This window comes from Acidovorax sp. GW458-11-26-14-TSB4 (genome assembly GCF_059423865.1).
On the sequence record NZ_JBWKYR010000017.1, the window covers coordinates 76,720 to 97,193 of the forward strand.

At 64.3% G+C, this 20,474-nt stretch carries 32 protein-coding genes and 1 pseudogene; 15 read left to right on the forward strand and 18 right to left on the reverse strand.

From position 1 onward, the window contains the following. Positions 1-39: 39 nt before the first annotated feature. The 16 genes from AC07X5_RS25560 to AC07X5_RS25635 all read right to left on the reverse strand — a co-directional run bounded on the left by AC07X5_RS25560 (position 40) and on the right by AC07X5_RS25635 (position 9,807). A complete protein-coding gene (locus AC07X5_RS25560; RefSeq protein WP_494772406.1) occupies positions 40-465 on the reverse strand; it encodes a Mor transcription activator family protein in 426 nt (141 codons plus the stop codon). Continuing rightward, entirely contained in the window at positions 458-919 is a 462-nt protein-coding gene (locus AC07X5_RS25565) for a regulatory protein GemA (RefSeq protein ID WP_494772407.1), read from the reverse strand. Before AC07X5_RS25565 ends, AC07X5_RS25560 begins: the two co-directional genes overlap by 8 nt. Then, positions 916-1,185 carry a hypothetical protein gene (locus tag AC07X5_RS25570; RefSeq protein ID WP_494772408.1) on the reverse strand — a complete coding sequence of 90 codons (270 nt, stop codon included), beginning with the start codon at positions 1,183-1,185 and terminating at the stop codon, positions 916-918. Before AC07X5_RS25570 ends, AC07X5_RS25565 begins: the two co-directional genes overlap by 4 nt. 343 nt (positions 1,186-1,528) lie before the next feature. Further along, positions 1,529-1,753 carry a hypothetical protein gene (locus AC07X5_RS25575; RefSeq protein WP_494772409.1) on the reverse strand — a complete coding sequence of 75 codons (225 nt, stop codon included), beginning with the start codon at positions 1,751-1,753 and terminating at the stop codon, positions 1,529-1,531. Continuing rightward, positions 1,750-2,451, reverse strand: coding sequence for a DUF2786 domain-containing protein (locus AC07X5_RS25580; RefSeq protein WP_494772410.1), 702 nt, complete (start codon positions 2,449-2,451; stop codon positions 1,750-1,752). Before AC07X5_RS25580 ends, AC07X5_RS25575 begins: the two co-directional genes overlap by 4 nt. Beyond that, positions 2,448-2,846, reverse strand: a complete 399-nt coding sequence (locus tag AC07X5_RS25585; protein WP_494772411.1) for a DUF2528 family protein — start codon at positions 2,844-2,846, stop codon at positions 2,448-2,450. Before AC07X5_RS25585 ends, AC07X5_RS25580 begins: the two co-directional genes overlap by 4 nt. Next, positions 2,843-3,460, reverse strand: coding sequence for a DUF3164 family protein (locus tag AC07X5_RS25590; RefSeq protein WP_494772412.1), 618 nt, complete (start codon positions 3,458-3,460; stop codon positions 2,843-2,845). Before AC07X5_RS25590 ends, AC07X5_RS25585 begins: the two co-directional genes overlap by 4 nt. A gap of 12 nt (positions 3,461-3,472) precedes the next feature. Then, the gene (locus AC07X5_RS25595) at positions 3,473-3,772 is read right to left on the reverse strand and encodes a hypothetical protein (protein ID WP_494772413.1); all 300 of its coding nucleotides are present in this window, start codon (positions 3,770-3,772) and stop codon (positions 3,473-3,475) included. 3 nt (positions 3,773-3,775) lie between these two features. Continuing rightward, on the reverse strand, positions 3,776-4,201 hold the full coding sequence (locus AC07X5_RS25600) for a hypothetical protein (RefSeq protein ID WP_494772414.1): 426 nt from the start codon (positions 4,199-4,201) through the stop codon (positions 3,776-3,778). After that, on the reverse strand, positions 4,198-4,836 hold the full coding sequence (locus AC07X5_RS25605; protein WP_494772415.1) for an HI_1489 N-terminal domain-containing protein: 639 nt from the start codon (positions 4,834-4,836) through the stop codon (positions 4,198-4,200). Before AC07X5_RS25605 ends, AC07X5_RS25600 begins: the two co-directional genes overlap by 4 nt. Next, positions 4,833-5,219 (reverse strand): hypothetical protein, encoded by a 387-nt coding sequence (locus tag AC07X5_RS25610; RefSeq protein ID WP_494772416.1) that lies wholly within the window; start codon positions 5,217-5,219, stop codon positions 4,833-4,835. The genes AC07X5_RS25605 and AC07X5_RS25610 overlap by 4 nt, the downstream gene beginning before the upstream one ends. Positions 5,220-5,229: 10 nt before the next feature. Further along, positions 5,230-6,423: an ExeA family protein gene (locus AC07X5_RS25615; RefSeq protein ID WP_494772417.1), complete on the reverse strand. Its 1,194-nt coding sequence runs from the start codon at positions 6,421-6,423 to the stop codon at positions 5,230-5,232. Beyond that, positions 6,420-8,216: an integrase catalytic domain-containing protein gene (locus AC07X5_RS25620; RefSeq protein WP_494772418.1), complete on the reverse strand. Its 1,797-nt coding sequence runs from the start codon at positions 8,214-8,216 to the stop codon at positions 6,420-6,422. The genes AC07X5_RS25615 and AC07X5_RS25620 overlap by 4 nt, the downstream gene beginning before the upstream one ends. 8 nt (positions 8,217-8,224) lie before the next feature. Continuing rightward, positions 8,225-9,232, reverse strand: coding sequence for a hypothetical protein (locus AC07X5_RS25625; protein ID WP_494772419.1), 1,008 nt, complete (start codon positions 9,230-9,232; stop codon positions 8,225-8,227). 30 nt (positions 9,233-9,262) lie between these two features. Next, a complete protein-coding gene (locus AC07X5_RS25630) occupies positions 9,263-9,568 on the reverse strand; it encodes an HTH domain-containing protein (RefSeq protein WP_494772420.1) in 306 nt (101 codons plus the stop codon). Beyond that, positions 9,565-9,807 carry a helix-turn-helix domain-containing protein gene (locus AC07X5_RS25635; RefSeq protein WP_494772421.1) on the reverse strand — a complete coding sequence of 81 codons (243 nt, stop codon included), beginning with the start codon at positions 9,805-9,807 and terminating at the stop codon, positions 9,565-9,567. Before AC07X5_RS25635 ends, AC07X5_RS25630 begins: the two co-directional genes overlap by 4 nt. 107 nt (positions 9,808-9,914) lie before the next feature. Between AC07X5_RS25635 and AC07X5_RS25640 the strand changes: the two genes are divergently transcribed. The 15 genes from AC07X5_RS25640 (at position 9,915) to AC07X5_RS25710 (ending at position 19,149) form a co-directional block, all read left to right on the forward strand. Then, on the forward strand, positions 9,915-10,370 hold the full coding sequence (locus AC07X5_RS25640) for a helix-turn-helix domain-containing protein (RefSeq protein ID WP_494772422.1): 456 nt from the start codon (positions 9,915-9,917) through the stop codon (positions 10,368-10,370). A gap of 126 nt (positions 10,371-10,496) precedes the next feature. Beyond that, positions 10,497-10,736: a hypothetical protein gene (locus AC07X5_RS25645; protein ID WP_494772423.1), complete on the forward strand. Its 240-nt coding sequence runs from the start codon at positions 10,497-10,499 to the stop codon at positions 10,734-10,736. After that, positions 10,733-11,236, forward strand: a complete 504-nt coding sequence (locus AC07X5_RS25650; RefSeq protein ID WP_494772424.1) for a hypothetical protein — start codon at positions 10,733-10,735, stop codon at positions 11,234-11,236. The genes AC07X5_RS25645 and AC07X5_RS25650 overlap by 4 nt, the downstream gene beginning before the upstream one ends. Positions 11,237-11,254: 18 nt before the next feature. Then, entirely contained in the window at positions 11,255-11,785 is a 531-nt protein-coding gene (locus AC07X5_RS25655; RefSeq protein ID WP_494772425.1) for a hypothetical protein, read from the forward strand. 83 nt (positions 11,786-11,868) lie between these two features. Beyond that, positions 11,869-12,237: a putative holin gene (locus AC07X5_RS25660; RefSeq protein WP_494772426.1), complete on the forward strand. Its 369-nt coding sequence runs from the start codon at positions 11,869-11,871 to the stop codon at positions 12,235-12,237. Beyond that, positions 12,237-12,851, forward strand: coding sequence for a transglycosylase SLT domain-containing protein (locus AC07X5_RS25665; protein WP_494772427.1), 615 nt, complete (start codon positions 12,237-12,239; stop codon positions 12,849-12,851). Before AC07X5_RS25660 ends, AC07X5_RS25665 begins: the two co-directional genes overlap by 1 nt. Beyond that, complete coding sequence (locus AC07X5_RS25670) at positions 12,848-13,264, forward strand: hypothetical protein (protein ID WP_494772428.1); 417 nt, start codon at positions 12,848-12,850, stop codon at positions 13,262-13,264. The genes AC07X5_RS25665 and AC07X5_RS25670 overlap by 4 nt, the downstream gene beginning before the upstream one ends. Before the next feature lie 102 nt (positions 13,265-13,366). Further along, complete coding sequence (locus AC07X5_RS25675) at positions 13,367-13,702, forward strand: DUF2730 family protein (RefSeq protein WP_494772429.1); 336 nt, start codon at positions 13,367-13,369, stop codon at positions 13,700-13,702. A 3-nt stretch (positions 13,703-13,705) separates the two neighbouring features. Next, entirely contained in the window at positions 13,706-14,011 is a 306-nt protein-coding gene (locus tag AC07X5_RS25680; RefSeq protein ID WP_494772430.1) for a VpaChn25_0724 family phage protein, read from the forward strand. Positions 14,012-14,014: 3 nt separating this feature from the next. After that, positions 14,015-14,560 (forward strand): phage protein Gp27 family protein, encoded by a 546-nt coding sequence (locus tag AC07X5_RS25685; protein ID WP_494772431.1) that lies wholly within the window; start codon positions 14,015-14,017, stop codon positions 14,558-14,560. Continuing rightward, complete coding sequence (locus tag AC07X5_RS25690; RefSeq protein WP_494772432.1) at positions 14,560-15,975, forward strand: phage terminase large subunit family protein; 1,416 nt, start codon at positions 14,560-14,562, stop codon at positions 15,973-15,975. The genes AC07X5_RS25685 and AC07X5_RS25690 overlap by 1 nt, the downstream gene beginning before the upstream one ends. Next, positions 15,968-17,530, forward strand: a complete 1,563-nt coding sequence (locus tag AC07X5_RS25695) for a DUF935 domain-containing protein (RefSeq protein ID WP_494772433.1) — start codon at positions 15,968-15,970, stop codon at positions 17,528-17,530. The genes AC07X5_RS25690 and AC07X5_RS25695 overlap by 8 nt, the downstream gene beginning before the upstream one ends. 3 nt (positions 17,531-17,533) lie before the next feature. Further along, the gene (locus tag AC07X5_RS25700) at positions 17,534-18,406 is read left to right on the forward strand and encodes a phage head morphogenesis protein (protein WP_494772434.1); all 873 of its coding nucleotides are present in this window, start codon (positions 17,534-17,536) and stop codon (positions 18,404-18,406) included. 4 nt (positions 18,407-18,410) lie between these two features. Then, the gene (locus AC07X5_RS25705) at positions 18,411-18,863 is read left to right on the forward strand and encodes a phage virion morphogenesis protein (RefSeq protein ID WP_494772435.1); all 453 of its coding nucleotides are present in this window, start codon (positions 18,411-18,413) and stop codon (positions 18,861-18,863) included. A gap of 49 nt (positions 18,864-18,912) precedes the next feature. After that, positions 18,913-19,149: a hypothetical protein gene (locus AC07X5_RS25710; RefSeq protein ID WP_494772436.1), complete on the forward strand. Its 237-nt coding sequence runs from the start codon at positions 18,913-18,915 to the stop codon at positions 19,147-19,149. Between the two features lie 380 nt (positions 19,150-19,529). On the opposite strand, the gene AC07X5_RS25715 is transcribed toward AC07X5_RS25710, so the two are convergent. Further along, positions 19,530-19,772 carry a hypothetical protein gene (locus tag AC07X5_RS25715; protein WP_409961758.1) on the reverse strand — a complete coding sequence of 81 codons (243 nt, stop codon included), beginning with the start codon at positions 19,770-19,772 and terminating at the stop codon, positions 19,530-19,532. Positions 19,773-19,925: 153 nt separating this feature from the next. Beyond that, positions 19,926-20,474: pseudogene (locus AC07X5_RS25720) on the reverse strand (hypothetical protein); the annotation flags it as partial.

The following is a 20,474-nucleotide window of genomic DNA, read 5'->3' on the forward strand; positions in this document are numbered from 1 at the left end:
TGATTCGTGCGGGGCCTTGGATGTGGCGTGTGCCTAGAGCTATTCGAGCTGGAGGGAACCCTGGCGAAGCGCCATCTGCTCATGGCGCCAGGCACGCTCAATGATACGCACACGGGCGGCGGTGATGCCAGTGCTGTCCGCAACCTGTTTGTAGGAGCTACCGCTCTCCAGCAGCTGGATGACGCGGCGGGTGCGCGCGCCGCTCATGACGCTTGCTCCCACGGGAATGTAGGGCTGCGTGCCGCCGAGGTCCTGGGCGATGCCCATCGTGAGCGCCACCGCCAGGCTGGCGAGCGAAGCGGAAGGCACCGCGCTGGAGCCAGGCGCGGAAATCAGCGTGATGTAGTGGCTCGTCGCCAGATCCTTCCACGTATCCGACCAGTCCGGCGCCATCAGCGCCTCCAGCGGCGCGAGCTGCTCGGAGGTCAGATCGGGCAGGTCGAGACGGTCAAACATTTCAGCCATGCTCAGCTCCTCGGTTCTGCCAGGCCTTGAGGGCCTCGATCAGTGTGTCCAGCTGCGGGCCGGTGGCAAAGCGCAGCGCCGTGACTTGGACTGTACGATCGACCCAGGCGTTGAGCGCCTTCTCACCGGTGTCGCGCACCAACCCATCGCGGCCGAGCTGGTGCCACAGCGCCCACACCTTGCGCTCCTTCGGACTCGCTGCCTTTTTGACCTGGTCGAACTGCGCGCGGCTGCGAGGGCGCGCGGCGCGCGGGGTGGCGCCCGGCAGGCGATCGGCCAGGCCCTGCAGGTGATCTCGCACGCGCTGTTGCTCGACGCCATTCATCTGCTTGGTGCTGGTCTTGCCGGGCGTGCTGGCTGTCCGGGTGAGATCCGCAAGCAGCACGCGGTAGTCGTCGTCGGACATGCGCAGCTTGGACTTGAGGACGTGGATGACCTGGATGTGGTTGCTCATCGCGCGCCTCCCTGCAGCAGCGGCATCAGCCACCAGTTCCAAAGCCCTAGGGCGCTGGTCGCGAGGAAAACCCACTGCTGCACGTGAAGCGGCCATTGCCGCTGCCAAGCGCTATAGGTCAGCCATGCCAGGTTGCTGGCGAAGAAGGCGGCGAAGCCCAAGGCCGACCAGCCACGGGCCACCAGCTCCGGAACTGCCAGGACGGTGGCACCGAGCACGCCGAAGACGGCGGCAACAATCGAGACGATGAGGGAGTGTGATTTCATGACTTTCGTTACAGGGCGTTTTAAAGGGCCTGGAGCCTCATAGGGCGCCAATCCCCTGCGTTTACTTTTTGGGACGATTTGGGACGGGTTTCCGGGCCTTGGGGCGTGTTTCACGCCGGTCGGGAGGATTGCAATCGCCTGCTGGGCTGACATGTCGACCTCCGCTTGGATAAGCCCAGGTGTTGCGGACACCTGGAACCGGCCATCTCAACGACTTCCCGGGGAGTGGGAGGGAGTCCGCGTCGGCCACCCTGGGCAGGGCTCCGGTACGGCGTCGCCGATGGCTGCGGTAGTTATGGCGCGTGGAGACACCTGGGCACACACCGCTTGCCCATCTGCGAAATCAGGCGTCTTGCCAACCTTTGACGGCGTCCCAGCGGATCAGAGCGCGCTGGCTGCCGTCTGCCGTTGCCAGGCGTAGCTTGGTGTTGCCTTTGGGGTCGGCGATCACCACCAGGTTCTGCGCTGCCACCTGCAGCGCCTCGGTGTCGGTGGCGTCCAGGTCGAAGGTCAGCGCCGTGCGCCACGCCCCGGCCTGGTTGATCTGGAGGTGCACAAGCCGGCTCATGTCAGCAGCCCCTGAGGCGCGACGCCGCCAACGGCACGGTTGAGCTGAGCGTTCTTTCCTGCCCGGTGCCCTGCAGCGAAATGGCCGGCGTCTGTCTTGCGCGTTCCCGCGACGTCGCGGGGTTTTACGGTCGAGAGGTCGGGGTGCTTGCTCTCCATGTAGGTGAGCAGCAACGCCTTGTCCGAGGCGGGCTGGGCTACGCGGTCCACCAGCGCCTGCACCGCCACCACCCAGCCCTCGGCGAATGCATCGCCGCGCGCTGTCTTGGTGATGGCCTTGCAGTTGCGTGGCTGCTTTCCGATGTGTGCCAGTCGGGCCTTGGCACACTGGCGCGACAGCGCCTCGTAGGCGTAACCAGCCACCGTGGGCGTGGCCCCCAGTCCAACGAACACGTAGTACCGTGTGCGGATGTAGCTGCCGCCGCTGTTGAACGTGCCAGTGAGGCTCGTGAAGTGCTCGCAGCCGAAGGCGTCCGCGATCATCGATGCCAGGCGCAGCTCCCAAAGGTTGGGCGCAGGGCTACAGGCCTTGGCCCGCACCTCGCTCACGTCTGCCAGGTCAACGTCCCGTTTCCCGAGTTGGAACTGCTCCATGAGCTTTTGCGCTTGGCGCAGTGCTGCTGCGGCCTCGTGCTCACCCGCGCTACGGCTGAGTGCCAGGCATTTCTTGACCTTCTTGATCGCTTCGTCGCGGGTCATGCCGCACCGCCTTTCTTCACCAGCGTCACGTCGGCGTAGAAGACCACAGGAACGACGTCAGCCACATCAACCAGGATGCCCAGCTCGTGTAGCGGAGGCCAGCCGTAGCCCAGGTGCCCGATCACCGGCCATGTCTTGTGCGCGTGGGCGGCCCCGCCGCTGAACTGTGCGCCTCCAACCGAAATGAAGTAGTTGATGGCCCCTTCGCCAAATTGCCGGATCACTGCCTTGACGACGTCGCCGTCCTGTTCGAGCAAGCGCTCTTCGGCTCCCTCGCGCGACTGGTTGATCTTGGTCGCCAGTTCGGGAGTCAGCACATCATGGTCAACCTGGAGGGTGACCCCGACATCCCCGAACGCGACGGCGGACACGATGTAGTAGGCGATCGTGCTCATACCGCCGCCATGTCCAGGCTGATGGCGACGTACTCGCCGGTGGTGGCGTTGCGCTTGTAGAAGCGCACATACGGCTTGGTGCTGGCCGTCTGCATGCTATCGGCGATCGCCTGCATGGCCGAAAGCCACTTAGGGTCTTTGATGTCCAGGCGGCGCAGGCCCAGCACGCGGCCCGTGTTGATCTTGCCCTCACGGTCGGTCTGGAACGCATGGTTGACCAGCGCTTTGATGTTGTCGCTCGCGCCCTGCGCCCACTCGTGCACGCACAGGTCGATCAGCGCCTTGGCGGCCATGAGCTGCTCGCCGAAGACGATCTTGTCTTGCATGGAGCGCACGACCTTGTACTCGCCGTCGAAGCTGGTGAGCGTGACGTTGCCCTTGTCGCCGCCTGTCTTCACGCCGTACTGTTCCAGGCTGGTGGACACCAGGGCGCCCACCTCCTGCATGGCGTGCAGCTTGTAGCTGCGCAGGCCGGCCTGGTGTTGCTCGGCGGCCTTGCACAGGTCGGTTACCACCTGGTGGCGCAGCTTGTCGATGTCCTTGACCTTGGACTCGGGGATCAGGTTGCCGTTGGCGTCTCGCCAGTAGCCTGCGGGGATGTCTTGGGTTTCCATGTGTGGCTCCTTTCAATGGGTGGTGGCGGCCGACTGCGGGTATGGCGCGGTGCCGTAGGGGTCGAGCCGTGCCGAGCGAAGCAGCAGGCCTTCAGAGGCGCGGCGCAGGAAGAACGATGCGGTCTCCATGTCGCGCACGTGCTGGTTGATTGCCAGTGCCTGGTAGCAGATGAGCAGGGACTTGAGCACCACCGGGATCGGCAGCTCCTTCGTGTCGAAGAGCGCTGCGATCTCCAGGGCGAAGTCCTTTGCCTGCTGGTCCATGGCGGCGATCTCGGCCGGCGAGGGGCGCGGGGGGCGATGGTTCGGCATGGGCTAGCAGCGGTTGCCGACGCTGGCGACGCGCTGAAAGTCCAGCGAGCCAGGGCGCACGGCCTGAAACGGACGCTGGATGTACACGCCCTCTTTGAAGCTGAACTGGCGAGGCTCCGCTACCGTTCCAGGTGGTGGAGTGACGGGCGCGGCCTTGCGCTTCGCGGGCCTCCTGCCAGCGCCCCGGGCCTCTACCTGGTCAACCTTGCCCACCACGCTCGCGTGAAGACTCCAGCTCTTTTGCCCGGTGCTAGAAAGCGTTTTGTTGAGCCAGCCCAGGTCGACCAGATTGGTCAGGCGTTTCATCAGCGCGGTGCGCTGCACGCCCTCGAATGCGGCCAGGAGCACGTCGATCGTGCTGGCGCCATGCTCCTGGATGAACTTGAGGACGGCCAGGCTTTCGGCGCTCAGGGTGGACTTGCGGGTCATTGAGGATCCTTCTTCGGTGTCTTGCCCGTGAGGGCTGCGATGCGGTCCCGCACTTCGGCGGGCATGGGGGCGGCGTTGCGCTTGCTCGCCTCGATGGCGGCCAGGGCCGGGTCTTTGCCGGCGAAAGTGACCTGCAGGGCTTCGCCGATCGGCAGCGTCTGGCCGCGCACCTGAACTGTGTCGCGACGCGGGCTGATGCGGCGGTCCTGCTCCTGCTGCTGTTCGGCCGCAGCTGCGGCCTTGTCGCCCAGGCCAGCCAGGATGGAGTAGAGGTACCCGTGGCCGGACATCGGCAGCTCCAGGCGGCCAGCGATGCGGGCGGCCAGCATCTGCTCGATGGCCTGCTCCCAGCTGACCAATGGCGCGGGCCAGTCACGGCCCTTGTGGGTGACTGCCTGGCGTTGCAGGTCGGGGAGCAGCTGCTCGACCAGGCGCAGCTTCTTGCGCGTGGTCAGGCGCTGCTTGGCGGGCGTAAACAGGCTGACGTACTGCATTACCAAGTGGGGCAGCGGCACGCTCAGCGAGATCAGGTGCGCGAAGGTGCGATCGCCCTCCAGGTGGCCCACCAGCTGCTCCAGCGTCACTTCGCTGGCGCAGACCGGGCAGGCGATGACTTCGGTGGTTTTCGCGCTCACAGAGCCCAGCCTCCGCCTTGCACGTATCCAGCCAGGCCGCCGATAAAGCCGACCACCACCAGCAGCATGCACAGCTGCTGCACGGCTCGGCCGAAGCGATCTTTTGCCACCCACCAATGGGGGGACGGCTTGAGCGGCTCCTCGACCGCGCCAGGCGCGAAGTAGAAGCCGCCGCTTGGAAGCCTGCCCGTGTCGTGCTGGGGGGCCTCCTGCTTGGGCTGCTGCGCTGCAGCCCAGCTGGCGAAGGTCTCGGCCTTGATGCGGACCGCGTCCGGAAAGGTGGCGCGCGCGATCTGCGCGGCGGCCAGGCCATCAACATACACGCCGGTGCGCTGGGCGGTCGTGCCGTCGGCACGGGTGATGTGAACCATGTAGGTGTGCATTGCGTTCTCCTCAGACTGCGCGGATGACGTCACGGTCCACGCGGGGAGCGCCCAGGCCAGCAGCGGTATTGAGCGCGGCGACGAGCCAGTTGTTGACGTTCAGGGGATACAGCAGGCTCTTGGTAGCCTCGCGCCCCTCGCCATTGATGGTCAGACGCGAGCGCAGCTCGTCCACGCCATCTGGCGTGATGAACTCTTCGAGCTTGCGGCCCACGACCGCGGTGCGAAATTGCAGGTAGGCGGAGAGGTCGGCCTCCAAGGGGCACAGACGGGCGATCTCGCAGCGCTGCATGACCTCGCGCACGTCGTAGCGGTTGAGCTTCTTTTCGAGCTCGGGATGGCCCAGCAACAGGATGCCCAGCATGGGCTTGCGGCCCAGGCGCATGCGCTCGTGCAGGCGCTTGAGGTGGTTCAGCGTGGGGACCGGCAGCGAGTGGGCCTCCTCGATGATGAGCAGGTGAGAGCGGCCCGAGGTGGCGGACTCCTCCAGCATGCGGAAGACCTGGCGCGTGCGTTGCTCGTTGGACTGGGCCACGCTGGTCTTCGCGTCCAGGGTCAGGACGATGGCGGTCTGAATGTCCGAGCTCTTCACGCGGCTCCCGCGCTTGTCGCTGTCGTCCATGCCCACCACGCTGGGCTCGATGAACACCATGGGCTTGCGCTCGGCCAGGACCTTTTCCTTGAGGTCCTGCAGCATCGTGGTCTTGCCCGCGCCAGACTCGCCGATGATGGCCACGAAGCGCCCGCCCATGGCGGCCTGCCAGGCCGCCTCGCGCACGAAGCGGATCTCGCCGTTGATGAACATCTCGGCATCGCTGGTGACCTCGCCGTCGAAGGGATTGACGAACAGGCCGAACTTCTTGCGGGCAGCGTCGGTCAGGGATTGCTTTGGCAGTAACATGGTTTCCTCCTCTGGGGTGTCGATTTCGGGGACTTCAGGGGCGGCCTCGGTGATTTCAGACATCACCGGGGCCAACTTCTTTTGGCTTGCCGTCAGCGCGACACGGCATGCCGCCAATTGCTTCTTGGTCAGGCCGCGCTCGGCCAGGTATGTCTCGATGCCTCGCCGGGCTTTTTGTGCGGCACGCGCGGGCCACTCGCCATGGGCGACCAGGCGGCTGATGGCAGAGCGGCTCAGCCCAGTGACGCGGCGCAGATCGGACTGAGGGATGCCCAGGTCCTTGAACAGTGCGGACAAGCTCATGCGCCACCTCCCACCGCGCGCAGGCCGGTGCCGGGCACGTTGTCGGGTTGCTGGCGGCGCGCGGCGATCAGGGCCTGCACCGCGTCTTCCGGCACGCCTGCGCTTCCGTGGCGTTCTGACAGCCAGGCATAGGTGCTGGGGTCGTATGCAGCACCCAGGGCCAGCTTGATGCGCTTGCATGCCTCGGCAACCGAGAGGCGCGCGGCCTCCACGCTGGGCGCCGCAGCGACATGCTCTACACCCTTGCGCGGCAGGAACGATGGCACCTTGGCGGCCTTGAGGTCCGCCAGCGGGTCGAACTGCCCCAGGTAGGGGGTAGCCTTGTCGCGCTTGGCCTGGTCGGCCTGCTCGACGGATGCAGGGCCTGCATCGGTGGCATAGGTCTGCGCCGCGATCGCCTTGCGGTGCGCGTCGGCAGGCGTGGCCGGCATCGCGCGGTGCTCCTTGCCCAGCTCTGGCGACTGCACGTCGAAGCCGAAGCGGTTGGTTTGCACAGGCTCGACCTGGTGCCACACGATCTCGCCGGTTTCGCGGTCTGTGACACCCACGCGCACGGCTGGGAGCGCGAATGGGTTGACCGTGACATAAACCTCCTGGCGGGGAGAGACGCCGGGTACATAGCGCACGTCGTAGTCGTTGCTGGGCTGGCCCTTGAGCGCGAAGCTCACGCGCATGTCATCGGTCACCTTGCGCGTCTTTGCCATAGTGGCTGGCAGCGTGCGCATCAAGTCCATCGGTGGGGCGATGCGCAGCTGTTGTGGCTGGATGAGACTCCACGCTGCGTAGCGGGCCATTCCGTGGCGGCTGTGGCGTTGGGTGCCGTTGAACTTATGCATCCACAGCTCTGCCATCGCGTTGAGGCGGTCCATGGTGATGGACTCGGGATCCAGGAAGCGCAGGCGGCTTTCCAGGCCACGCTCGACCAGGTTCTGTCCGTTCTCGACCTGACCTGTTGCCCGACTGTTGCGCGGCTTGTGGTGCAGCAGCTTGATGTCCATGGCGCGGCAGAAGTTGCCAAAGGCTGCGGCTTTAAACGCGCTGCCCTGGTCCGTGTAGAGGGTGAATGGCACGCCGTGGAAGGGGGCGGCCTTGCCGTTCGGGTCCAGGCGCTGGGTCATCACCCACATGAGGAAGCTCAGGGCGTTCTCGGTAGTCTCGCCGCCGATGAAGTAGCGGGTGGCGATCGCGCCCGAGGCGTGATCTGTGTACACGGCACGCACGAGCAGGTCGTTCATCACCCTGGTGTAGTTGTGCAGCTTGTTTTTGTAGTGGACCCCGTCCTCCTCCATGAGCAGCAGTTCGCCCTTGGGCGTGCGGTAGAGAACGCACACCGAGAAGTCCATCTGCCCGACTGCGTTGGGGTGCTCGGTGCGCATTCGCACGGCGGGGCTCGGTGCCGCCAGCTGCTCGGGGTGCATGCCCCGTTGGCGCAGCACGATTGCAATGCGACCTGGGCTCAGGCGGGCAGAGAGCTTGCCGGCCTCGAACAGCATGTCGATCGTTGCCTCTAGGCTCAGCTCCCACTTGCCCGCGCGGCGCGCGCTACTCATCGCCCCGCTAATCTGGAGCAGGTCAGCCTCGGTGACCGCAGTAGTGCCCGCGTCGCTTCGGCGCTGGCGCGCCTGCTGCAGGCCCAGGTCTTTGCTGGCCTTGGTGACAAGGGTGTGCGTGCGCTGCACGGACAAGCCCAGGGTGGACGCGGCACGCTCAACGATCGCCGTGCGTTCGCCCCAGGGTGCATCGGCGCGCTCCCGCGCCGCTTGGTGGATGACTTCCATACGAATGGCGTCCATGGCTTGCGTCACTTGTCGATGGGGGCGCCATCAGGCTTGACAGCGTTGCGGGCCTCGATGGCGGCGAGGGCCTCTTCGCTCAGCCAGGTAGGCGCGATGCGGTTCTCCAGATCGACGGCGATGCCAAATTCCTCGGAGATGTCCGCGAGCTTCTGCGCCAGGAACTCGACGGCCTGGCGGGCGCGCGCCTGGATGGCATCACCCGTGGACCCGTCCGCCAGCGCAGCGTCCGCAGCTTTGAAGGTGCGCTGCAGGCCCACGAGCGTGGCGCTGGTCGCGTTCTCCAGCTCCTCTAGCAGGACCTGCTCATCAGCCGTGCGGGCTTCGGAGCCAGGGCGGGGCTTGAACTTGCGGGCCGCTTGCTCTTCGAGCTTGTTGATCTTGTCATCCCGGCTCGCCAGAACGCGGTCTTTGGCTTCCAGCGTGGCTGTGGCCTCTTCGACTTTGGCGGTCAGCGCTTCCTTTTCCTTGGCGTGGCGAGCAATGATGTCCTCGGCCAGGTCAATGAACACGTCCTTGTCGCCGGTCTTCGCGGCCTCGATCAAAGCCAGCTTTTGATCCTCGGGCAGTTTGCGGAACTGGCGCATTTCCCGGTAGCCGATGCCCATGGCCGACATGGACTCCAGGGCCTCCTCGCCGAAGGCCTTCAGATTGGCGATGTCGCGGTCCACCTGGTCTACCGAGCGGTTGAGCAGGCCGCAGAACTCCTCCCAGGTGCCCGTCATTTTCTCCGCACCGTGCGGAGTCGATGAACCCCTAAGTTGTTGATATAGCTTGTTTTCCTTGACGAAGGCGAGCTTGGAAGTCCGCACCGTGCGGGAAAATTCCTCGAACGCGCCCGCCATTTGGGCTTGGCCGAGCAGTTGGTTGAGGAGGTCCCGCTCTTGGCCATAGCCAGCCTGCAGCGCTGCAAACTGGTCGGCGGCTTGGCTCGCCTGGGCAAGCGCTTCGTGATTCACGTCTACCACCACAGGTGTGGCTGCGCTCATGGCCTTGCGGCCGGGTTTCGTTGTCATTGATGCTGGTCCTGTGTGGATGCGGGGAAATCAGGCGCGGCTGAATCGCTGCGCTACGTCTTGGAGGTTCTGGTGGCCAGCCTGCAGAGCGGCGGCATGGCGCAGGGAGATCTGGACCACGTGTGGGCTGAGGCGCCAGCGGTCGCCCTTCGGCGTGAGCTCCGCCCAGCCTGCAGAGCGCAGGTTGTCGATGTCACGGGTCACGGCAGAGGGCGAGCAATTCAGGGCTTGCGCAATCTCGCCGGGCAGCAGCCCCTGCAGCTCGTGGCCGGCCAGCAGATCAATGAGCTGCAGGAGCCGCTGCTGCGCCACGTTGGTGTATTGACCTGTGCTCACGCCGAGGCCCCCGCAGTTGCAGGCTTCACGCGCCGGAGTACGGGCTTGTTCTTCGGCGGCCAGATCACGGTGATCGGCTTGCCGACGATCTGTGCGATGCGGGCCGCAATTCGGGCCGACGTCGCGCGGCCACTGATGACCTGTGAAACGCTGGAGTTCGCCACTCCCAGTTCGTCCGCCAACGCCGTTGGCGTTATGCCTGCCATTCGCATGGCTGCCTTGATCTCTTCTGGATGCATGTCTGTTACCCTTTCGCCTAACTATTTAGGTGCTATCTCTGCACAACTGCTTTAGGCGAATTATGGGTGTTCATTTGGACACCTGTCAATAACTTTGTGGTGTCCAAATGAGCTTTGAAGAGAGACTTCGAGAAGAGCGGGAGCGGCTGGGTTTTAGCCAGGAAAAGATGGGCTTGATCGGGGGGGTGCTTAAACGCGCGCAGATCCACTACGAGCAGGGGGAGAGAGCGCCTGATTCGAGCTATCTGGGAGCTATTGCCACAGCCGGGGCAGACGTGCTGTACATCCTGACCGGGGCTCGCGCGGCAGCCGTTCCAGCGATGGATATGGCAGAGCGGCTTCTCGTGGAAAACTATCGGCGCTGCAACGACGAGGGAAAGGCGCACCTGCTGCAGACCTCCACACTGCTCGTTGCTGGCATCGCCGGTCCTGCGAAGACGGCCCGCCGCAAGGCGGCGGTACAGGGAGAGGGTGTCCAAATTAGCCAGATGAGCATGAACTCAAACGGGGGCGTGCAGGTAGGCTATGCGGGCGGGAAAGTGACCGTTAAAAAAGGGAGATAGCAGTTGGGAGAGATACCGAGGCAGCTTTGGAATTGGGTAGCCAAGCTGCTGCCAAAACAACATAACGAGGGGGCTGGGGCGGTGCAAGTCGGCAAGGTCGGCGGCGACGTTGTGAGCAACGTGACGATGAACATCGTCAACATCCACGGACAGTTCACAAACACCCGGCCAGCTTCGTTGGCCAACCCCGAGCAAAGAGAGGTGCTGAGTTCGATCCGTCGGCTCCGCAAAACAGAGCCGGTGTTTCTATTCATGGAGCGAGAATTCGGGACCAGGATGGTCATCGAATTGCAGCCCCCACAACTGCTTCGCCTGAAGCGGTACGTCGAAGCAATTCATCGTCGAACGAAAGGAAAAAGCGTATGAAGAAAACGGTCATCTTCGCTGCCATCTCGTTAGCCACTATCCAGGCTTGGGCGGTCAACAAATGCATTGGTCCGGATGGCAAGATCGCCTACCAAGAGGCTGCATGCGCCGGGATAAACAGCAGCGTGGTCTTAGATCGATCAACGAGCCAAACGTCTCCTCGAAATGTCGTGAGTCCGGCTGATGCGGCCCGCGCGCTGGATGCCCAGATTAAGGGAGACGTTCTCGACCAAATGGACCGAAATGCTCAGGACCGCAAGCGCCTGCTTTCAGACGCAAAGCCGATAGCACAGCCCGCTGCCCGCACTGACAAAGTCTACATAGGCATGCGCCGCGACCAGGTCCTAAAGGCTTGGGGCAGCCCCTCCAGAACGAACGACCATGTAGCAGCGCACGGAACTACAGAACAGTGGGTCTATCCTCGCGGTACAGCTGCAGTTCAATACGTGCACATGGTCGACGGGGTGGTCACCTCGGTGAGCACATCCGATCTCCGGTGACTGAAGAGCCGAATTGGCATGGCCGATCAGGTTGTTTGGGTCGCGCTCATCAGCGCAGGCGGTGCGCTCGCAGCCGCTGCTACAAGCCAGTTCCTATCCATGCGGGCAGCAGCCAAGCAAGCAGCCCGCATGGCACAGCAAGAAGCACTGCAATGGAGCCGCAGCGAAGCCAAGAGAAAGCAGGAACTTCAGGAATCTCGGCTTCGTGAACTGTGGGGGCATGTACTGATAGCTCGATCGCAGATGCAGGACGCACTGGAGCGGGTACCGGTACGGGGCCAAGTGAAAAAACCAGCTGTTGACGTACCTGCAGCAGCACTGCCTGCCAGCGCCGCTGCGCAAGTCTATGCCGTAGCTCTGCTCGGCGTAGCCGCCTTGCGCCCATCGGCGAAGGAGTTTTATGTCGCCACGACCGAGCTACAGCTCGCCCTGATTGGGACTGACGAAGAGCGGATGGGTCAGGCGGTGAAGAGGTGGACTGATGCATACAAAGCGCTCGAAACGGACGTGGCGGAACGTGCCGACAATCTGGGTAGTGAAGTGAACTGACCACTGTGGCGTGTTCGTCTGCTGACCAAACAGTGACGCGCACCATTTATCGCTGATCGCGCGCGCGCGGCATCCTGCTGTGCATGACGCTCAAACCTCACATCCCCCTGTGGCTGCGTGCCCCGCGCAACAGCCTTTTCCTCGTGCTCGCGGTGGTGCTGCTCGCAGTCATCGCAGTGGTATCGCCGCAGCAGTTGCCGGTGGTGCTCTACAAGGCCGCGCTGATCGCGCTGGCTGCTGTGTTGGGCTACTGGCTCGACCGTGTTCTCTTCCCCTACGCACGCCCTGATGGGTACCTGTGGCGCGACTGGCGCCAAGGCACCGAGGAACCAGAGGGCGACGTGGACTATGCGGTGGCCTGCGAAGAGTACATGCCCGCGTTCTGCGTGGCGCAGCTGCGGCGGGCCATCATCGTGGGCGCAGTGATCTTCGGCGTAGCAACGGGGCTGTGATGCGGTCGCGCTCACGTGTCCCCGCCTTGGTCTGGCTGCTGGTGGTGGTGCTTGCCCTTGCCGCCAGCTGCGCCCAGGCCCAAGTGCCGCAGGAGGCCCTGCAATATCGTGCGCTTCTGATCCGCAATGCCCGTGCGGTGTGGGGGCTGGATGCACCGGTGGCTGTCTTCGCGGCCCAGGTGCATCAGGAAAGCGCCTGGCGCCCGAGCGCGGTCTCACACGTGGGTGCGCAGGGCTTGGCTCAGTTCATGCCTGCCACTACGGAGTGGATCTCGGGCCAGGACATGGCTCTCGCTGAGCGCGCTCCATTCAGCCCGAGCTGGGCACTTCGGGCGCTGGTCACCTATGACCTCTGGCTCTACGACCGAACGCCCAGCCGATATGCCCCCGCTGACCGCATGTGGGTGGCTCTGCGGTCTTACAACGGAGGGCTGGGCCACTGGCAGAAGGAGGCCGCAGCCAGCGGCCTGGCATTGCCGACTCGCGTCCAAGTTGACGCCGCGTGCGGGCAGGCTCGACGCGCCGCCCTGCATTGCCGCGAGAACTTGGGCTACCCCCACCGCATCCTCATCATCCTGCAGCCGCGTTATGCGGGTTGGGGGCCTGGACTATGACCGCCGCGACGGTAGCCGTCGGCGGCTTTCTGTTGGCCGTTGCCACGGGCGTGGGCGGCTATATCTATGGCCACGGTAACGGAGTACTTGCCGAGTCGGCCAAGCGCGACGGCCAGGCGGTGCAGCAGCTCACGCAGCTGCTGTCCGCGCATGAGGACCTGGTCAAGCAATCGGGCAGCGCGAGCCGAGCCATGCGCACGGCCCTGGCCGCTCGTGCGCAACACGACGATCAAACCACGAGGGAGTTTCGGGATGCGCTTGCTTCAACGTCCGACAGCCGCGCTGGCTGTGTGTTTCCTGCTGGCGTCATGCGCGACCTCGCCGCCGCCCGTGATCGCGCCGCCCAGGCCAGTGCCAGTGGAGTTCAGGGCAAGGTGCCCGGCGCCGCCGCAAGCGCCGCCGTTGAGCGGTGAGGTGGACCACGTGGCCGCTGCTCTCAAAGAAATGTACGACCACTACGGCATCTGCGCAGGGCGCCTGGTGGACCTCTTGGACTGGATGGATGGTGGTCAGCAATGAACGTTGAATTGATTGGGGTCTGGCTGCAGATCATCGCCGTGGTAGTGCTGCCCGTCGCATCCGCCATCTACACCTGGATCGCTACGCGGGACAAGGACAACACGGTGCACATCAAGGCCGTGGAGGAAGCCATGACCCGGCAGATGGCCGAGCTAAATAGCCGTGCCGACAAGCTGGAAACGCGTGTGCAGTACATGCCCACCCCCCAGCAGATGTCGGAGCTGCAGGGCGACATGCAGGCGATGCAGGCCACACGGGAGGCCATTCAGCGGGACATGACCACCGTGCGCATGTCCCTCAATCGGATCGAGGATTTTCTGCTCAAGAAGTAAGCCATGACCACAAAGAATGATTTTGCTGCCCACCTGGCGGAAGACCGCCGCCTGGTGATCTTGCGCGTTCTGCTGGAGAGCTCGGCATACACGGCGAACGAGTATTTGCTGCACTCCATGGTCGAGCGCCTGGGCCACGTGGTGTCCACCGACCGCATCCATACCGACCTGGTCTGGCTGCAGGAGCAGGATCTGCTGACGGTGGAGGAAGTCGCGGGCGTGCGCATCGCCAAGCTGCAGACGCGTGGCGAGGATGTGGCGCGCGGCCGCACTGAAGTGCCAGGCGTCAAGCGTCCAAGGGCGGGCTGAGCCATGGGGCGCAAGTCCACCGTGGCGGTGCTCGATGAGGCCATCGTTGGCGAGGTCAACCGCCTGATTCGTCTGGGCCGCACCATTGACGACATCCTGGCTGCGCTGGAGCCCTTGGGCGTGGATGTGTCGCGATCGGCGATGGGGCGCTACGTCAAGTCGGCCAGGCAGAGCCTGGAGCAGTACACCAAGGCTCAAGACGTGGCAAAGATCTGGATCGAAAAGTTTGGCTCGGAGCCAAGCAGCGATGTCTCACGCCTCCTGCCCCAGATGCTCGAAGCTGTCGCGCATCGCACGCTGGAAGACATGGCCGAGGCCGAGGAGATCAAGTCCCCCGAGGAGGTGCGCGTGATGGCCCGCGCGCTCAAGGACCTGAACGGCGCCAAGAAAGGCAACATCGACATCGAGCTCAAGATGCGCGAGGTGCGTGAGGCCGAGCGCAAGAAGGTGCTCGAAGAGCAGCGCGCCGCGCTTGATGCCATGCCGAACAAGGGCGGTGTGACGGCTCAGACCAAGCTCGAAATCCGCAAGGCCCTGGGGATCGAGTGATGGAGAAGCTCAAGGGCCGGGCCAAGTGCATTCCAAAAGATCGCGAAGCGATCTTTTTGCCGTTCCAGTCCAACTGGATCAGGGATCAGTCGCGCCTGAAGCTCATGGAGAAAACGCGCCAGGTCGGCGCCAGCTGGTCCACGGCATACGCTGCCGCCGAGCGCGCTGCAGCGCAGGGTGCACGTTTCGACGAATGGGTGAGCAGCCGAGACGACATCCAGGCGCGCCTGTTCATTGAGGACTGCAAGCTGTGGGCCGGCGTCATGGGCATGGCGGCGAAGGACCTGGGCGAGGTCGTGCTCGACCAAGAGAAAAAGCTCAGCGCCTACGCCCTGCAGTTCGCGAGCGGGCGACGCATCCACAGCATGAGCAGCAACCCCGACGCCCAGGCCGGCAAGCGGGGTAGCCGGGTGCTGGACGAGTTCGCGCTGCACCGCGACCAGCGAAAGATGTGGGCCATTGCCTATCCAGGTATCACCTGGGGCGGCAACATGGAAGTCATCAGCACGCACCGCGGATCGCACAGCTTCTTCAACGGCCTGGTGCGCGAGATCCGGCACGGGGGCAACCCCAAGAAGATCAGCTTGCACCGAGTCACCCTTCAGGACGCGCTGGACCAGGGATTCCTTTTCAAGCTGCAGCAGGCGCTGCCGGCCGATGCAGAGCAGCAGGCCATGGATGAAGCGGAGTACTTCGACTTCGTGAAGGCCGGCGCCGCCGATGAGGAGTCTTTCGACCAGGAGTACATGTGCATCCCGGCGGACGACGATGCCAAGTTCCTGGAATATGGGCTGATCACTGCGTGCGAGTACTCAGGCGGGACCGTGTGGCAGCGCGGCCTGGAAGGGCCGTTCCAGGGCCGCCTTTATGCGGGCGTGGACATCGGTCGCAAGAAGGACTTGACCGTCCTGTGGGTGGTTGAGCATCTCGGCGACGTGTTCTATACCAGGCACATCGACGTGATGGAGAAGATGCGCAAGAGCGAGCAGGAAAAGCGCCTCTGGCCCTGGCTGGAGATCTGCGATCGCACCTGCATCGACGCCACAGGCCTCGGCATTGGCTGGGCAGACGACGCCCAGGACAAGTTCGGTGAGCATCGCGTTGAAGCGGTGACGTTCACGGCCCAGGTTAAAGAGGCGATGGCCTATGCGCTCAAGGGAGCGATGGAAGACCGCCAGCACCGGATTCCAGAGGACCCCAAGATCCGGGCCGACCTGCGCAAGGTGCAGAAGGTCACCACCTCGGCCGGAAATATCCGCTTTGTGGCTGAGAGCACGCCTGATGGCCACGCGGACCGCTTCTGGGCCCTGGCCCTGGCTCAGCAGGCAGCGTCCAGCCCCTCGGCACCAATCGAATTCATGAGCGGCGGGCCTCGCGAGAGCAGCCAGCCGATGGGAGATTTCATTCATGGCTGACCCGATCACCAAATCCAAGCGCAGCCGCGCTGCATCGACCAATGCAGGCCGCCCCGAGCAAGATTCGGAGTTCGCCAACCGGCTGCGCGACCCGTTCGAGCAGAACTACATGGGGGTGTTGCGCACCAACGACCCCCTGCTGCTGGAGAAGGGCAACGGCGGGCACGAGCTGTACCGAGACCTGAAGCGGGACGGCAAGGTTTTCTCAGGCCTGCAGAAGCGCCAGCTCGCACTCATCGGCAAGCCCTGGCAGGTGGAGCCGATCAAGCTCGATCATCCGAAGGGAAAGGCTGACGCCGAAAAGGTCACCGAGATCCTGAAGGCGATCAGCTTCGACAAGTTGTCGTCGGAGCTTCTGGAGGCGCTCATCGCTGGATACGCGGTCTCGGAGATCGTGTGGACCGAGCGAGATGGCTACTGGGTGCCCAAGCGTGTCGTGAAACGGGCGCAACGACGGTTTGTGTATGTCCAGGACGACGAGCATTCGCCCCCATGGCTGCACCTGCTGACCCGTGAAAACCTGTTGCGCGGCGTGCCGGTACCGGAGCGCAAGTTCATCGTGCATCGTGTGAATCCTGAGGACGACAACCCATATGGAACGGGCCTCGGGCTGCAGCTCTACTGGCCGGTGTTCTTTAAGCGCAAAGGCATCGTGGCCTGGAACAAGCTCAATGACCGCTTCGGGTCTCCCACGCCGCATGGGAAGTACCCTCGCAATGCCACGCCGAAGGAAAAAGCCACCTTGGCGGACGCCCTCAGGGCCATGAGCAATGACGGCTACATCATGACGCCGGAAGGGATGGAAATCGGCATGCTGGAGAGCAAGCTCTCGGGCAACGTGACCACGCAGCAAGCGCTCTGCGAGTACATGGACGACTGGATCGGCGCCGTTTTGACGGGGCAGGAGCCGCGTGCATCTGGCGGCGGCGCTGTGGCCGCCGCGAGCAAAGAGCGCGAGGACGTGCGCCAGGACCTCACCCAGGCCGACAGCGACCTCTTGTCCGAAACGCTCAATGAGAGCTTGATCGCCTGGATCTGCGAGTACAACGGCTTCGAGCCCTGCCGCGTATACCGCCAGATCAAGGACGAGGAGGACACCAAGGCGCTGGCCGAGGCCGACAAGGTGATCTCCGAAATGGGCTTCGAGCTGGACGAATCGAGCGTGAAGGCCAAGTACGGCGAGGGCTGGCGCAAGCGCGCTACGCCTGCACCGGCCCCGAGCCCGGATGTTCCTGTCGAGCGCCAAGGCGCCAATGTGCTAGCCCTCAAGCCGGCCAGCTTCGCGGAGCCTGGCGCGGCCCCGGCGCAGCCGGATGCGCTCGATGCGCTGATCGATGCCGAGCGGGCGCAGTGGCAACCTGCGATGGAGCCCGTGGTGGACCCTATTCGCAAGCTGCTGGCCGATGCCGCCGCGCAGGGGCAAACGGCGGCCGAGCTGCTCGCTCGACTGCCAGAGCTGCTGGCCGAGATGGATGTGGACCTGCTCGCCGCATCACTCACCCGCTCCGCCTTCACTGCGCGCCTGGCCGCCCAGGCCGGGATCGAGAACGAGTAAGCGATGTCAGCCGCTACCGATTTCGCCGAGCTGCACAAGCTCGCTCCTGCAGAAGCCGTAGCCTGGCTGAAAGAGCGCGGCCAGCTCACGCGCAGCTTTGCCTGGCAGGACATTTTTCAGGACGAGCACGGCTACCAGTTCACGATCAGCCGCCTGACGCGCCTCGATCTGCTGCAGTCGCTGCGCGACGCCATTCTGAAATCGGTCGAGGGCGATATGAGCCGCACCGACTGGATGAAGGATGCCGAGCAGCTGCTGACGGACGCCGGCTGGTGGGGCACGCGCACCCTGATAGACCTGGCCACCGGCGAAAAGGTAAAAACCACTTTCGATCCGGCCCGCCTGCGGCTGATCTTCGACACCAACACGCGCCAGGCCTACGCGACGGGCCTCTGGGAGCGCGTGGAGCGCTCGAAGCGCACCCACCCCTACGTGCGCTACATCACGCGGCAGGATGAGCGTGTGCGGGCCAGCCATCGGGAGTGGGACAACCTGGTGTTGCCGGTGGACCACTCGTTCTGGCGGCAGCACTGGCCGCCCAACGGCTGGCGCTGCCGCTGCCGCGTCATGAGCATGAGCCAGCGTGACTATGACAAGGGCTACTCCACCAGCCGGCCGGGCGCGGAGGAGGACGAAAACGCGCCGTTGGTGCGCAAGCCCTTCAACAAGCAGGCGCCCAAGGTGGAGCTGGTGGACTACGTCAACCCCCGCACGGGCGAGGTGAGCCAGGTGCCCGAGGGGGTAGACCCTGGCTTTGCCTATAACCCGGGCCAGGCGCGCCAGCAGGCTCAGCAGCAGCTGGTGGACGGCAAGTTGCGCGCGGCAGACCCTGGCCTCGCCGATGCAGCCCGGCGCGGCGGCCTGCGCAAGGAGTAGCGGCATGCTGACCATTGTTCAATCGGGCGATCAGGACCTCGGCCGCAGCCTGAACGAGATCTATCGGCGCCTCGGCGACCTCACGCCAGTGATGCAGAGCATCGGGATGGAGCTGGAGAGCCGGATCAGCGGCCGGTTTGAGAGCCGCACCGACCCGAATGGCCGGCCATGGGCGCCCTGGGCGCCCACGACGCTGGCCGACTATCCAGAGGACGGCAACAGGCGGTTGCTGGACCGCTATGGGGACATGCTGGGCAGTTTGAACCACCAGGCGGACGCCTCAAGCGTGCGGATTGGCTTCGGCCAGCCGTATGCGACGTATCACGAGTGGGGCACGAAACACATGCCGCGCCGAGGGCTGTTGATGGGGGACCCGGATGCGGGCACTTTGGGTGCCGAGGACGAGGCGGCAGTCCTCGACATCTTGAGCGTGTGGCTGGATAACCTTTCCACTTGACCCGACCTCGTCGTGACGTTCAGATCAGGGCTCCACAACAGGAGCAACTATGGACGAAACAGAGTTTTTTAACGCGATTGAGAAGACGCTCGCCCTTCCCTACAGGGAAAATGCCGGGTACTACGATGGCCTTCTCACGCGGCTTGATGAAAGATTGGCCGCACCGCCTGGCGTGTTTGACATCCAGACGAGATCGGCGTTCGAGGCGTGCAAGGTGCGGCTGACGGAGAAGAAGTCGGCCGATATGGCACCGGTCATCGGCGCGAGCTTCACTCGGCTGGACTGAGGTAGCGGGACGACACCGGCAAAAATGGAAAAGGCGCCATTTCGGCGCCTCTTTCCTCTTTCGCTCCGCCTTTCGCAGAGTGACAGAGATTTGCATAGCCTTGTGCCAGAACATCCCGGCCGCGTCCCCGAAAATCCCATTTATCGCGCCTCTTCCTCTTTCTTTATCTCAACTCCCCTCAGCTGACAAAACTCTTCTGGCGTCGTTGCTGCGTGTTGTCGCACTGCTCGTACTGCCTGCGGCGCTGCGCTTGGCCAGAGCTGCTTCGCTGAATTTTGTTGGCCGCTCTCCATCGCGGGATTGCAGCGCTGAAAAGCGCTGCAGGGAATTGGGGTCGGTGCCCAAAGGCCTCTGCGCTGTCTGCGCCAAGGCCGCACCCATCAGCCAAACACATTGATCGGCGTTGGCGCCAGATGCTCCCTGAGCTTTTGCTCAGCGGTGTAGAGCGCTTCGGGGTAGCTGGCCCAGTCACGGCGCACGGTCAGCACGGGTGAGCCGTCCTCCGCGAAGATGAAAACCCGCTCCGGCACATTCGAGGGCGCAGCCAGCGTCAGCGGCCGGACCAGGTAGGTCGATCCGTCGATTTGGAGGTTGGGTGGCCAGGGGAGACCGATCGCAGGCATGGTGGTGAGGGGTGTAACCGAATGAACGATGCCCCATCCTACCCACGCAAACGCCCAATCCGGCGGTTTCGGGCCCAACTAGAGAGGATGTCCTACGTGGGCCGGGGAGGGCTGGCGCGGGTGGCTGCTGCCGCGCCCCCGGTGCATGCCACCTCATGCGCCCAGCGAGGGCAATCCGATCAGCAAGATCTCCTGGCTGGTGACGGCTTGTGCGTGGTCGCCCAGCGCGTAGCTCTGGTTGGGTGCCAGGCCCTCCAGGGGCACGCGCACCACCTGGCCACCGACCTGCAGCAACTCCACGCTGCGCAGCGTATCGACATCGCCGCTCGGGATGTGGCGCACCAGCACCTCCTGTTGGCCGTTGGCGCCGCTCTGCAGCCTGAAGCTGTAGTTCTGCAGCAGCCCCACATACACCGCCATGTCCGTGCCCTCGCCCCCGTCCAGCACATCGCTGCCGCCACCGCCCACCAGCACGTCGTTGCCCGCGCCGCCCAGCAGCGTGTCGTTGCCGCTGTCGCCGCTCCAGCCGCTTTCGGCAATGGTGCTGGCCTGGACCAGGTTCAACTGCGCGCCCGAAGCGGTCTGGGTGGTGATGGCGTTCTTGACCTGCGGCAGGTGCACCAGGAAGTCGAGCGCCTGCGTCCAGGTGCCGCCCTGCCCCAGGAAGTCCACGGCGATCTGCACGTTCTGCGCGCTGGCCAG